The following is a 13,663-nucleotide window of genomic DNA, read 5'->3' as shown; positions in this document are numbered from 1 at the left end:
GGGCGATGGCGGGCTGGCGCACCAGCGACATGGCGGATCAGCACGGACGGACGGCCGTGGTCACCGGCGCCAACAGCGGCATCGGTCTGATCACGGCCCGGGAGCTGGCCCGCAAGGGCGCACGGGTGGTACTCGCCTGTCGCAGCGAGGAGCGCGGCCGGCAGGCGGAGGGGCTGATCAGGGGGGCGGTGCCCAGCGCGGAGGTGGAGTGCCGGCGGCTGGACCTGGGGGATCTGGCGTCGGTGCGCGAGTTCGCGGCGCGCCTTCCGCACGACCGGCTCGATCTGCTGATCAACAACGCCGGGGTGATGGCGCTGCCGCAGGGACGGACCGCCGACGGGTTCGAGACCCAGTTCGGGGTGAACCACCTCGGCCACTTCGCGCTCACCGGGCTGCTGCTGCCGCGACTGCTCGGCACGGCGGGCGCCCGGGTGGTGACGGTCTCCAGCGGGATGCACGCCCTGGCCAATCTGGACATGGGCGACCTCAACAGCGAACGCCACTACCGGCGCTGGATCGCGTACGGCCGGTCCAAGACGGCGAATCTGCTCTTCACCCACGAGCTGGCGCGGCGGCTCGCGGCGGCCGGCTCCGAGGTCGTGGCCGCCGCCGCCCACCCCGGGTACGCCTCCACCAACCTCCAGACCGCCGGGCCGCGCATGGAGGGGCGCCGGGCCGCCGAGCAGGTGGTGCGCCTCGGCAATCTGGTGCTCGCGCAGACCGCGACGGCGGGCGCGCTCCCGACGCTGTACGCGGCGACCGCGCCCGGGGTGCGCCCCGACTCCTTCACCGGCCCGGGCCGGCTCGGCTGGCGCGGCGCCCCCGCGCCCTCCTGGCGGACCGGGTGGACCCGCAGCGATGTGGCGGGCGAGCGGCTGTGGGTGGCGTCGGAGCAGCTCACGGGGGTGGTGTACGAGGGGCTGGCGCCCTGAGCGCCCTGAGCGCCGGGTGGGCCCGGCACCGCCCGGGGAAGCCGCGGGCCCGGCGCCGCCCGGGCAGGTCCTAGCGGAGTTCGGACACCTCGAAGACGGCGCGGACGGTGTCCGCCTCGATCCGGTCGGAGAGGTGCTGGAGCATGGCGGAGCCGGTGCCGAGCAGTCCGCGCTCCCGGGATTTGCGGACGCCCCGGTCCAGTTCGTGCCAGAGCAGGGGGTTGCCGGCGAGGGTGCTCGGGTCCACCTCGACCCGGCGGCCCCGGATGTCGGTGAGCACGATGCGCTGGGACACACCGCCCCGACGGGCCGCCCGGGTGAGCAGATCCGTGCTGACACGGCGTTCGCGGAACAGTCCCCGGACGGAGAGCCAGTGGCGGCCCGCCGTCACCCGGGGCGGGAAGAGGACGGCGAAGAGCGTGACCGAGAGGGTGGTCCACAGGGCGGAGCGGGAGCCGTCGAGGGTGCCGCCGGAGAAGTCCATGAGGTGGAGGAGGACTCCGAGGCTGAGCGCGCAGAAGGCGGCGGCCCGGATGTCGCCCACCCACCGCCGGTCCTCCGCGAGCACCGTCTCCCGGCGCTCGGCCCGGGCGAACCCCTCGTCACCGGGGCCGCCGTCACCGAGCAGGAACCCCCCGGGCCCGGTCCGGGTGGCCCCAGCGGGGCTCCCGGCCGCCCCGGCCTCGGCCGGCGCGCCGAACCCGCCGACCCCGCCGAACCCGCCGCCCCCGGCGGCCCGCTCGCCGGGCCCGGCGGACGCTCCCGCCCCGCCCGCGCCACCGCCCGGCACGCACCCGTCCCCCGCACCGGCGGACCCGGCGGACCCACCCCCGCCGGCTGACCCGGCGTCACCGGGTCCCCGGTCAGGGGCGCCCCCGCTCCCCCGCGCCTCGCCGTTCCGGCGCCCACTTCCGCTCTCGCTCTCCATGGGGGGACGGTAGGGCCGCGCGGCCCCCGCTGTCCGCCTGTCGGGAGAACCGCTGACGGGTTCTCTACGCGGGGCGTCAAAGTCGTGTGAAGACCGGGCGCACCGGCGCATGGAACATGACAAAACGGCACGGCGGGCGGCGGGCGCCCCGGCACGCTGGGGCTGCCGTTGGCCGGCTCGGCCGTCGGGGCGCGGGCCGGCGCACACTTCCGGGCCCACCACCGGAGGTTCCCCGTCACGATGACCACTCTCCCCACGCGCCCCGGCGGACCAGGCACACCCGGCGGACCCAACACACCCCGCACACCCCGCACACCCAGCACACCCAGCACATCGGGCGCCTCCGCCGCACCGGACGCGTCCAGCACACCCGGCGCCCCCAGCGCGTCCAGCACCCCCGGGGCGTCCAGCACCCCCGGCCCGCCGCGCGGCAGAGCGACCGCACGGCCCCCCGGGCCCGACGGTGACGGCGGCGGTGAGCGGCACCGGCTGACCTCGCTCCAGGGCCTGGCCGCGCTCTCCCTGGACGCCATGGCCTCGGTGGCGTACGGCCCCGAGGCCATCGTCCTGGTCCTCGCGGCGGCGGGCGCCGCCGGGCTCGGCCACACCCTGCCCGTCACCCTCGCCATCGCCGCCCTGCTGACGGTCCTCGTCGCCTCCTACCGCCAGGTCATCGCCGCCTTCCCGGACGGCGGCGGCTCCTACGCCGTCGCCCGCGCCCATCTGGGCCGCCGCACCGGGCTGGTCGCCGCCGCCTCGCTGATCCTCGACTACGTACTGAACGTGGCGGTCTCCGTCACGGCGGGCGTGGCCGCGCTGACCTCGGCCTTCCCCGAGCTGTACGACGACCGGCTGGTGCTCTGCCTCGGTGTTCTGGTGCTGGTCACGGGGGTGAATCTGCGCGGCATCGTCGACTCGGCGAAGGCCTTCATCGTGCCCACCGCCGTCTTCGTCGGCTCGATCCTCACCGTGATCGTGGCCGGGCTCCTCCGGGACACCCCGGCGTCCACGGAGGCCGCGGCCGGGCACGCGTCCGTGCTCGGCGACAGCGCCACCACCGTCGGCGCGCTCCTCCTGCTGAAGGCGTTCGCGTCCGGCTGCTCCGCGCTGACCGGGGTGGAGGCGGTCGCCAACGCCGTACCGTCCTTCCGCGCACCGGCCGTCCGGCGCGCCCAGCGCACCGAGGTCGCCCTCGGCGCGCTGCTCGGGGTGATGCTGATCGGCCTCTCCGTGCTCATCGGCCGCTTCCATCTCCAGCCGGTGGAGGGCGTGACCGTCCTCGCCCAGCTCGCGGACGCCTCCCTCGGCCACAACTGGGGTTTCTATGTCGTCCAGTTCGCCACCGTCGTCCTGCTGGCGCTCGCCGCCAACACCTCCTTCGGCGGGCTGCCGGTGCTGATGTCGCTGCTCGCCCGCGACAACTACCTCCCGCATGTCTTCCGGCTGAAGGCCGACCGGGAGGTGCACCGCCACGGCGTGGTCGCCCTGGGCGCCGTCGCGGCCCTGCTGCTGTTCTTCTCCGGCGGCGACACCAACACCCTGGTGCCGCTCTTCGCGATCGGGGTGTTCGTGGGCTTCACCATCTGCCAGACCGGCATGGTGGTCCACTGGCGGGCGCACCGCTCCCCCGGGTGGCGGCGCAGGGCCGTGCTCAACGGTCTGGGAGCGGTGCTCACGGGGGTGAGCGCGGTCGTGGTCGCCGCCACCAAGTTCACCGAGGGCGCCTGGCTGGTGGTGATCGCGCTGCCGGTGCTGGTGCTGCTCTTCGAGCGGGTGCACGGGGCGTACGGGCGGATCGACGAGGGCATCGGCCTGGGCCGGGTGCCGGAGGCCCCGCACCGGGACCGGTCGCTGGTGATCGTTCCCGTATCGCATCTGTCCCGGCTGACCTGCGAGGCGGTGAACGCGGCCGTGTCGCTGGGCGACGAGGTGCGGGCGGTGACGGTGACCCATCAGGACGCGGAGGGCCGGGCGGAGTCCCGGGCGCTGCGCCGGGACTGGGAGCGGTGGAACCCGGGGGTCGAGCTGGTGGAGCTGAACGCGGAGCACCGGACGATAGGGCGGCCGGTGTCGGAGTATGTCCGCCGCATCCACCGCTACCACCCGGGGACCCGGGTCACGGTGCTGATCGCGGAGGTGGAGCCCCGCCGGCTGTGGCAGCGGCTGCTCCAGAACCAGCGCGGGGCGGTGCTGGCGCACGCGGTCCGCCGGGACACGGACGCGGTGATCTGCCGGTTGCGCTTCCGGCTCCCCGATACTGGGCGGGCGCCGAACCTCCGGAACCGCTAGGACCTCCCGGTATTCCCCGGGGTCCGGGCCGTACGGGTCCATCCGGGTTGACGCACCGTCAACCCGGCGCCCTCCGGGTTCCCTCGTCGCGCGGCCCCGCGCCGCCGCCCGGCGGTGCGGGCTGTCACCGACGCATGGAGCGGCACATGGAACGCTGGAGCGAACGGCGGATCGAACGGCGGGGCTTTCTGCGCACGGCGGTGATCGGCGCCTCGGCGTCCGCCGCGTTCGGCGGCTCGCTGTGGCGGGGCGCGGCCCACGCGGACCCGGCGCAGCCCGGCCCCGGCCCGTACGGCGCGCTGCTCCCGGCGGACGCGCGGGGCATCGCACTGCCGAGCGGGTTCGGCAGCCGGGTGATCGCGCGCTCGGGGGAGCCGGTCGCGGGCACCTCGTACCGCTGGCACGGCGCCCCGGACGGCGGCGCGTGCTTCGCGGACGGCACCGGGTGGATCTATGTCTCCAACTCGGAGATCAACCCCTCGGGCGGGGCGAGCGCGGTGGTCCTCTCGGCGTCGGGTGAGATCACCGGCGCGTACCGCATCCTCTCCGGCACCCGGCAGAACTGCGCGGGCGGGCGGACGCCGTGGAACACCTGGCTCTCCTGCGAGGAGGTCGGGCGCGGCCATGTGTACGAGACCGATCCCTGGGGGGTCGCGGCGGCGGTGCGGCGGGACGCGATGGGCCGGTTCAAGCACGAGGCGGCGGCGGCCGACCCCGTACGGCGGGTGGTGTATCTGACGGAGGACGAGCCCGACGGCTGTCTGTACCGCTTCGTCCCCACCGTCTGGGGTTCGCTCGCAACCGGCACGCTCCAGGTGCTGATCGCGTCCACCGCCACCTCGGGCCGGTTCACCTGGGCGGATGTCCCCGATCCGGCGGCGGTGGACACCCCGACGCGCCGGCAGGTCGCGGGGGCCAAGCGGTTCAGCGGCGGCGAGGGGTGTCACTATGCCGATGACACGGTCTGGTTCACCACCAAGGGGGACAACCGGGTCTGGGAGCTGGACGCGGCGGACGGCACCTATGGGCTGGCGTACGACGACTCCCTGGTCGAGACGGGCGGGACGCCGCTCACGGGGGTCGACAATGTCACCGGCAGCGCGTCGGGCGATCTGTTCGTGGCGGAGGACGGCGGCACCATGGACATCTGTGTGATCACGCGGGAGGGCGAGGTGGCGACCTTTCTGCGGGTCGAGGGGCAGTCGTCGTCGGAGATCACCGGCCCGGCGTTCTCCCCGGACGGCTCCCGGCTGTACTTCTCCAGCCAGTACGGTACGAGCGGTTCGGCGGCGGGTGGCATCACCTATGAGGTGACCGGCCCCTTCCGGTCGTAGCCACCCGGCGGCGTCCACGGCGCGGGCCGGGCCCGCCGGTACGGCATCCGTCGGCCGGTACGGGGCCGGTCCTGATCCTGGTCGTGGCCCCGGTCCTGGCCCCGGTCCTGATCCTGGCCCTGGTCGTGGCCCTGGTCGTGATCGTGATCGCGGTCGTGATCGCGGTCGTGATCGCGGCCGGTCAGCCGGTGGCCTCGGCCGGGGCGCCGCCCCGGAGCAGGGCCGCGCCCAGCGGGGTCAGGGTGTGGAGCACGGCGTTGCCGTGGCGCAGCGTCAGCACCAGGCCCGCTTCCCTGAGCACGGCGGCGTGCTGGCTGGCGGAGGCGAGCGAGACCCCGGCTCTGCGGGCGAGTTCGCTGGTGGTGCAGCCGTAGCGGATGGCCTGGAGGACGGCGGAGCGGGTGTGGCCCACCAGCCGGCCGAGGGAGGGGCCCAGCGCGGTGCCGGCGCTCTCCCCGAAGGCGGGCTCGGGGCTGTGGGCGGCGGGGTAGACGAGGACCGGCGGGAGGCTGGGGTCCCGGTAGACGACCGGGGTGCCCCGGCAGAAGAACGAGGGCTGGAGCAGCAGCCCCCGGCCGTCCAGGGTCACTTCGCGGTCGACCGGGTAGTCCGACTCCAGGACGGGGGCCCGCCAGCGCAGCACGGGCGGGAGCGAGCCGAGCAGTTCGGCCGTGCCGCCGTCGAGCAGCGCCCGGCCCCGCACCGCGCGGTCGGCCTCGACCCGGGCCTGGATGTGGGCCCAGTACGGCTCGATGGCGGCGCGGTGATAGCTGCGCAGTACGGAGAGGAGCCGGGCGAGGGGTTCGGCGCGGCCCTCGGCGAGTCCGGCGAGCCGCCCGGCCCGTTCGGCGGCGCGCTCGGCGGGCCGTTCGGTCGTTCGGTCGGATTTCTGTTCCGGGGTGGTTCCGGCGGCGGCCGTCACAAGGGCCAGTTCGGAATGGAGGCGCCCGGGGGCGGTCCCCCGGATCGCCTCAAGTCCCGCCTCCAGCCCGCCGCTGCCCTCGCGCGGAGTGAGAAAGTCCGGGAAATATCCCCGGGGCGGCACCAGAGCGGAGAGCAGGCTTGTTTCACCATTCAACCGCGTTCGGGTTTCCGTCCGCCATTCGCCGAACATCTGAGCGCGGCGGCGCTCTCTCAATCGATGAAAACTGAGAATCGTTTCCCACAGCGCATCCGGCCTTGTGGCCATTCTCACTCTGGCCAGGTCATCGCCGGTGAAATGGATACGCAGCACTGAACCGAACCCCCACTGTTGCACCCGCAATCGCCCCGATCACTGAGTATGCACGTCATCACAGGCGGTTACCACGGAGTTTCAGCCAGAGTTGAAATGTCTCGCCCGAGTTGGGTGCGAACCGAAAGGCTGTACGGCGTCGGGCAGGTTCCTTCTGTCTCCGATGGATGAGCGAAGACCGTGGGGGGCTTCGCACATCCGGCGGCGGGTGACAGAAGGTGCGGCTCCCTGTTCGGCTGGGGTAATGGGGCGCGGCCCGTGGATGGGGATCTACAGGCCGCGCCCCGCCCTCCGTTTCTAAGGCGAACGACAGAATTTACGGCTCCGTCAAGATCGGTCTCACTGGCGTACGGTTCGTATCAAGACCCTATTCACCAAGGTCTTTACGGAAGTACCGAAAGAAACCGAAGGGCACTGCGGCCCCGGGCGCAACAGCCGCCGCCGCGGGGCCTGTTGAGGACCTAGCGCGTGCCGGTCCCGTCACCCTTCGGGGCCAGTGCCGCCGCGCGCCCCGCCTCCAGCCGCGCCACCGGGATGCGGAACGGCGAGCAGGAGACGTAGTCGAGCCCCACCTCGTGGAAGAAGTGCACGGACTCCGGGTCGCCGCCGTGCTCCCCGCAGACCCCCAGCTTCAGATCGGGGCGGGTCGCCCGCCCGTCCGCCACCGCGCTCCGCACCAGCGAGCCGACGCCGTCGCGGTCGATGGTCTCGAAGGGCGAGACACCGAAGATGCCCTTCTCCAGGTAGGCGGTGAAGAAGCTCGCCTCCACATCGTCCCGGGAGAAGCCCCAGACCGTCTGCGTGAGGTCGTTGGTGCCGAAGCTGAAGAACTCGGCGGCCTCGGCGATCTGTCCGGCGGTCAGCGCGGCACGCGGCAGCTCGATCATGGTGCCGAGCGCGAGCTTCAGCTCGACCCCGGTGGCGGCCCGCACCTCCGCGATGACCTGCTCGGCCTCGTCCCGGACGATCTCCAGCTCCTGGACGGTGCCCACCAGCGGGATCATGATCTCGGCGCGCGGGTCGCCCTTGGCGTCCTTGCGGGCCGCGGCGGCCTCGGCGATGGCCCGGACCTGCATGGCGAAGAGACCGGGGATGACCAGACCGAGCCGTACGCCCCGCAGGCCCAGCATGGGGTTCTGCTCGTGCAGCCGGTGGACGGCCTGGAGGAGGCGGAGATCGTTCTCGTTGTGGTCCTTGCGGGACTCGGCGAGGGCCACCCGCACCGACAGCTCGGTGATGTCCGGGAGGAACTCGTGCAGCGGCGGGTCGAGCAGCCGGATCGTCACCGGTAGTCCGTCCATCGCCTCGAACAGCTCGATGAAGTCCTTCTTCTGGAGCGGCAGGAGCTGCTCCAGCGCGGTGGTGCGCTCGTCGTCGGTGTCGGCGAGGATCAGCTTCTCGACCATCTCGCGGCGCTCGCCGAGGAACATGTGCTCGGTGCGGCAGAGCCCGATGCCCTGGGCGCCGAACCGCCGGGCGCGCAGGGCGTCCTCGGCGTTGTCGGCGTTGGCGCGCACCCGCAGCCGGCGCACCCGGTCGGCGTACGACATGATCCGGTGGACGGCGCCGACCAGCTCGTCGGCGTCGTCGGCGCCCGCGTGCATCCGGCCCTCGAAGTACTCGACGACCGGGGACGGCACGACCGGCACCTCGCCGAGGTAGACCTTGCCGGTGGAGCCGTCGATGGAGACGACGTCCCCCTCCTCGATGACGGTGGTGCCGGCGGTCATCCGGCGCCGCTTGGTGTCGACCTCCAGCTCCTCCGCGCCGCAGACACAGGTCTTGCCCATGCCCCGGGCGACGACGGCCGCGTGGGAGGTCTTGCCGCCGCGCGAGGTGAGGATGCCCTCGGCGGCGATCATCCCGTCGAGGTCGTCGGGGTTGGTCTCGCGGCGGATGAGGATGACCTTCTCGCCGGAGCGGGACCACTTGATGGCGGTGTACGAGTCGAAGACGGCCTTGCCGACGGCGGCGCCGGGCGAGGCGGCGATGCCCCGGCCGAGCAGCTCGGCCCGGGCCGCCTCGTCGAAGCGGGGGAACATCAGCTGGGCGAGCTGGGCGCCGGTGACCCGCTGGAGGGCCTCGGCCTCGTCGATCAGGCCCTGGTCGACGAGTTGGGTGGCGATCCGGAAGGCGGCGCCCGCGGTCCGCTTGCCGACCCGGGTCTGGAGCATCCAGAGCTGCCCGCGCTCGATGGTGAACTCGATGTCGCAGAGGTCCTGGTAGTGGTTCTCCAGGGTCTCCATGATCTGCATCAGCCGGTCGTACGAGACCTTGTCGATCTTCTCCAGATCGGCGAGGGGCACGGTGTTGCGGATGCCCGCGACGACGTCCTCACCCTGGGCGTTCTGGAGGTAGTCGCCGTAGACGCCCTGCTGGCCGCTGGCCGGGTCGCGGGTGAAGGCGACCCCGGTGCCGGAGTCGGGGCCGAGGTTGCCGAAGACCATGGAGCAGATGTTGACGGCGGTGCCGAGGTCGCCGGGGATGCGCTCCTGGCGGCGGTAGAGCTTGGCGCGGTCGCCGTTCCAGGAGTCGAAGACCGCGGTGACGGCCAGGTCCATCTGCTCGCGCGGGTCCTGCGGGAAGTCCCGCCCCGCCCGGGACTTGACGATCTTCTTGAACTGCTTGACCAGTGCCTTCAGATCGGCCGCGTCCAGATCGGTGTCGACGCTGACCTTCTTGGCCTCCTTGGTGGCATCGAGTGCCTCCTCGAAGAGGTCGCCTTCGACGCCGAGGACGGTCTTGCCGAACATCTGGATGAGCCGGCGGTAGGAGTCCCAGGCGAAGCGCTCATCGCCGGACTGCTCGGCGAGGCCGGCCACGGAGGCGTCGGAGAGGCCGATGTTGAGGACGGTGTCCATCATGCCGGGCATGGAGAACTTGGCGCCCGAGCGCACCGAGACCAGCAGCGGGTCGTCCGCCTGGCCCAGCTTCTTGCCCATGCGGCGCTCCAGCGCTTCGAGGTGCGCACTCACCTCGTCGCGCAGGGCGGCGGGCTCCGCGCCGCTCTCCAGGTAGACCTTGCAGGCCTCGGTGGTGATGGTGAAGCCCGGAGGGACGGGCAGCCGGAGGTTGGTCATCTCGGCGAGGTTCGCACCCTTCCCGCCGAGGAGATCCTTGAGGTCCCTGTTGCCCTCGGTGAAGTCGTAGACGAACTTCTGGTCCGGCTGAACGTTCTTTTCCGACACGTCTCTCGACTCCTCAAGAGGCTCGGTGGCTGCCCTGACGGCGAGGAACATACCCAGATCAAAGGCGTCTGGGTACGTCCACCTGGTCGTCATGGGGCCGTAACCACCCGTCCGCCAGCGGATCGAAAGGCGACCGGGGAGCGCCCGGGCGGCCTTCGCCGCTTCAAGGCTTGAATCCATGCCCACCCAAGGCGACGGTGACGGGGGCCGGTGCGACGCACGGTGACGAGTGGGGAGCCGGGTGTTGAGGGAGTGAAGCCACGAAGGGTGGCACTCCGTGCCACCCTTCCGAGAGATGCAGTCGCCACTATTTCGCTCATCTGAGCGGCACCCCTATCAGGGGTGGCGAGAATCACGCGCCCGAAGGACCCGGCGGTCCACCATCCGGACCGGGTGGAGCACGCCGAGCGGTGCAGGGGGGGAGGGTGCGGGGGGCGGGGCGGTCAGCCGCCGGAGGTGTCCAGTTCGGCCTCGGCGCTCACGGCGGAGCAGTCGTACGGGTCCTTGAGCCAGCCGTCCGGGAGCACCACCCGGTTGTTCCCGGAGGTGCGCCCGCGCGGGCCGTCCGCGCCGGCGGGCCAGGGCTGGTCCAGGTCGAGCAGCGCGAGCCGCTCGTCCAGCTCGGCGAGCGAGGAGGTGACCGCGAGCCGCTTGCGCATCTCGGAGCCGACCGCGAAGCCCTTGAGGTACCAGGCCACGTGCTTACGGAAGTCGATCACTCCGCGCGCCTCGTCGCCGATCCACTCGCCGAGCAGCTCGGCGTGGCGGCGCATCACCCCGGCGACCTCCCGCAGGGTGGGCGCGGCGGCGCCGCCCGTTCCCTCGAAGGCCGAGACGAGATCGCCGAAGAGCCAGGGCCGTCCGAGACAGCCGCGCCCCACGACCACACCGTCGCAGCCGGTCTCCCGCACCATCCGCAGCGCGTCGTCGGCCGACCAGATGTCGCCGTTGCCCAGCACCGGGATTTCCGGGACGTGCTCCTTCAGCCGGGCGATGGCGTCCCAGTCCGCCGTGCCGCCGTAGTGCTGGGCGGCGGTGCGGCCGTGCAGCGCGATGGCGGTGACACCCTCCTCGACGGCGATCCGGCCGGCGTCGAGATAGGTGATGTGGTCGTCGTCGATGCCCTTGCGCATCTTCATGGTGACCGGGAGGTCCCCGGCGTTGGAGACGGCCTCGTGGAGGATCGCCCGCAGCAGGGGCCGCTTGTACGGGAGGGCGGAGCCGCCGCCCTTGCGGGTGACCTTGGGGACCGGGCAGCCGAAGTTCAGATCGATGTGGTCGGCGAGCCCCTCGTCCACGATCATGCGGACCGCCTTGCCGACGGTGACCGGGTCCACACCGTAGAGCTGGATGGAGCGGGGGGTCTCGTGGGCGTCGAAATGGATCAGCTGCATGGTCTTGTCGTTGCGCTCGACCAGCGCCCGCGTGGTGATCATCTCGCTGACGAAGAGCCCCTTGGACCCCGCGTCGGCCCCCCGCGCGGGCACCCCTCCGAACCCCCGGACCCCCTCGGCGAACTCCCGGCAGAGGGTGCGGAAGGGGGCGTTGGTGATGCCGGCCATGGGGGCGAGGATGACGGGGGGCTGGACGGTGTGGGGGCCGATGGAGAGGGGGGACGCGGGGGCGAGCGTGGTCATTCCTTCATTGTCCCGCATCCCCTGCGGTGGGTGCGCCCCTCCCGGGGGGGGTGCCTCACGGTGCGCCCCCGCAGGATGCGGGCCCCTGTGCCCCGGGGTCCGTCCTCAATCGCCGGACGGGCTGAATTTGCTCGGGTTGCCCATGACACTGGAGGCACCCCCAGACGCGCTGAGCAGACCCCCCGGCGATTGAGCAGCACCACCCCGGCCCCTCCGGCGATTGAGCAGCACCACCCCGGCCCCTCCGGCGACTGAGCAGCACCACCCCAGCCCCTCCGGCGACTGAGCAGCACCACCCCAGCCCCTTCGGCGACTGAGCAGCACCACCCCAGCCCCTCCGGCGTTTGAGGAGCGGGGGTTCGGGGGCTGGCCCCCGACCGTGGCCCGCAACATGCGGGGCCCTGTCGCACAGGGTCCGTCCTCAAACTCCCCCAGAGCTGCCTCCGGGAGGTGCCCCCGGACGGGCTGAAATCGCTCGGGTTGCCCATGGCTCCGGGGGAGATTGAGGCGTGGAGGGGCGGGGGCGGCTCGCGGCCGGGGGGTGCGAGGGGAGGCGGGGGGTCGTACTGTCCAGGCATGTCCGAGCCAGCCCCCCGGCGGCGCCTCCTGATCCTGGCGATCTGCTGCACCTCCCTCCTGATCGTCAGCCTCGACAACACCATCCTCAACGTCGCCCTCCCCTCCATCGGCCACGACCTCCACGCCTCCGTCTCCGGCCTCCAATGGACCATCGACGCCTACACCCTCGTCCTGGCCTCCCTCCTGATGCTCTCGGGCTCCACCGCCGACCGCATCGGACGGCGCAAGGTCTTCATGGCCGGCCTGATCCTCTTCACCCTCGGCTCGCTGCTCTGCTCCCTCGCCCCCACCCTGGAGTCCCTCGTCGTCTTCCGGATGATCCAGGCGATCGGCGGCTCCATGCTCAACCCGGTCGCCATGTCGATCATCACCAACACCTTCACCGACCCGGGCGAACGGGCCCGTGCCATCGGGATCTGGGGCGGGGTGGTCGGGATCTCGATGGCGGCGGGGCCGATCGTGGGCGGGCTGCTGGTCGACACCATCGGCTGGCGCTCCATCTTCTGGGTCAATCTGCCCGTCGGTATCGGCGCCCTCCTGCTGACCTGGCGCTACATCCCCGAGTCCAAGGCGCCCAGACCCCGCCGCGCCGACCCGGTGGGGCAGCTGCTGATCATCGCCCTGCTGGGCTCCCTCACCTACGCGATCATCGAGACCGACCCCGTCTTCGGCGCGATCGCGCTGATCGCCCTGGCGGGCGTGGTGGTGTACGAGCCCCGGCGCCGCGAACCCCTCATCGATCTGCGCTTCTTCCGCAGCGCGCCCTTCAGCGGGGCCACGGTCATCGCGATCAGCGCCTTCGCCGCGCTCGCCGGGTTCCTCTTTCTGAACACCCTGTATCTGCAGAACGCGCGCGGCTACTCCGCGCTGCACGCCGGTCTCTACATGCTGCCCATGGCCACGATGGCCCTGGTCTGCGCGCCGCTGTCGGGGCGGATGGTGGCCGGCCGGGGCCCCCGGCTGCCGCTGCTGATCGCGGGCGTCACGATGGGGGCCTGCGGGGTGCTCTTCGCGGCCTTCGAGGCGGAGACCTCGGATGTGCTGCTCTTCACCGGCTATGTGCTCTTCGGGATCGGCTTCGGGCTGGTGAACACCCCGATCACCAATACGGCCGTCTCCGGGATGCCGCGCGCCCAGGCGGGGGTCGCCGCCGCCGTCGCCTCCACCAGCCGGCAGATCGGGCAGACGCTGGGCGTCGCGGTGATCGGCACGGTCCTGGCGGCCGGTGTCACGGTCGGCGCCACCGGCCCCGGGTACGCGGACGCCTTTGTGGCGGCCTCACGGCCCGCCTGGTGGATCATCGCCGGGTGCGGGCTCTCCGTGCTGGTGGTGGGCGCGCTCACCAGCGGCGCCTGGGCCCGGCGCACCGCCTCGCGGTGCGCCGGGCGGCTGGCGGAGCCCGCCGAACCCGCCGGGGCCGAGACCTCCCGGCCCGGCGGGCGCCCGGGCTAGGGAGTTTCTTTCGGATCGGGCCGGATCGGTGAGCGGGGTCCGGTGCCGTGGATCGCGAGGCGGAGGAGGGAGCCCACGCGGAGCGCCGGC

General features: G+C 72.6%; 8 protein-coding genes. 4 read left to right on the top strand and 4 right to left on the bottom strand.

Going from position 1 to position 13,663, the window contains the following annotated elements:
- The first annotated feature begins 5 nt into the window (after positions 1–5).
- Entirely contained in the window at positions 6–932 is a 927-nt protein-coding gene (locus ACWCRA_RS33750; protein ID WP_351548460.1) for an oxidoreductase, read from the top strand.
- 70 nt (positions 933–1,002) lie between these two features.
- Here the strand turns inward: ACWCRA_RS33750 and ACWCRA_RS33745 are convergent, their stop codons facing one another.
- Positions 1,003–1,722, bottom strand: a complete 720-nt coding sequence (locus ACWCRA_RS33745) for a hypothetical protein (RefSeq protein ID WP_451069352.1) — start codon at positions 1,720–1,722, stop codon at positions 1,003–1,005.
- A gap of 378 nt (positions 1,723–2,100) precedes the next feature.
- Between ACWCRA_RS33745 and ACWCRA_RS33740 the strand changes: the two genes are divergently transcribed.
- Positions 2,101–4,149 (top strand): amino acid permease, encoded by a 2,049-nt coding sequence (locus ACWCRA_RS33740; protein ID WP_451069351.1) that lies wholly within the window; start codon positions 2,101–2,103, stop codon positions 4,147–4,149.
- A gap of 170 nt (positions 4,150–4,319) precedes the next feature.
- Complete coding sequence (locus tag ACWCRA_RS33735; protein WP_451069359.1) at positions 4,320–5,483, top strand: alkaline phosphatase PhoX; 1,164 nt, start codon at positions 4,320–4,322, stop codon at positions 5,481–5,483.
- Between the two features lie 181 nt (positions 5,484–5,664).
- Here the strand turns inward: ACWCRA_RS33735 and ACWCRA_RS33730 are convergent, their stop codons facing one another.
- From ACWCRA_RS33730 to dusB, 3 genes are all read right to left on the bottom strand, one after another.
- Positions 5,665–6,717 carry an ArsR/SmtB family transcription factor gene (locus tag ACWCRA_RS33730; protein WP_351548452.1) on the bottom strand — a complete coding sequence of 351 codons (1,053 nt, stop codon included), beginning with the start codon at positions 6,715–6,717 and terminating at the stop codon, positions 5,665–5,667.
- A gap of 461 nt (positions 6,718–7,178) precedes the next feature.
- The gene (ppdK, locus tag ACWCRA_RS33725) at positions 7,179–9,998 is read right to left on the bottom strand and encodes a pyruvate, phosphate dikinase (protein WP_451069350.1); all 2,820 of its coding nucleotides are present in this window, start codon (positions 9,996–9,998) and stop codon (positions 7,179–7,181) included.
- Between the two features lie 350 nt (positions 9,999–10,348).
- Entirely contained in the window at positions 10,349–11,542 is a 1,194-nt protein-coding gene (gene dusB, locus ACWCRA_RS33720; protein WP_351548448.1) for a tRNA dihydrouridine synthase DusB, read from the bottom strand.
- Positions 11,543–12,118: 576 nt separating this feature from the next.
- On the opposite strand from dusB, the gene ACWCRA_RS33715 reads away from it, so the two are divergent.
- Entirely contained in the window at positions 12,119–13,573 is a 1,455-nt protein-coding gene (locus ACWCRA_RS33715; RefSeq protein WP_351548445.1) for an MFS transporter, read from the top strand.
- Positions 13,574–13,663: the final 90 nt, after the last annotated feature.

It is taken from the genome of Streptomyces sp. NPDC001889 (assembly GCF_053594535.1).
Note: the sequence above shows the minus strand (reverse complement) of the source record. Positions and strands in the feature narration are given on the sequence as shown.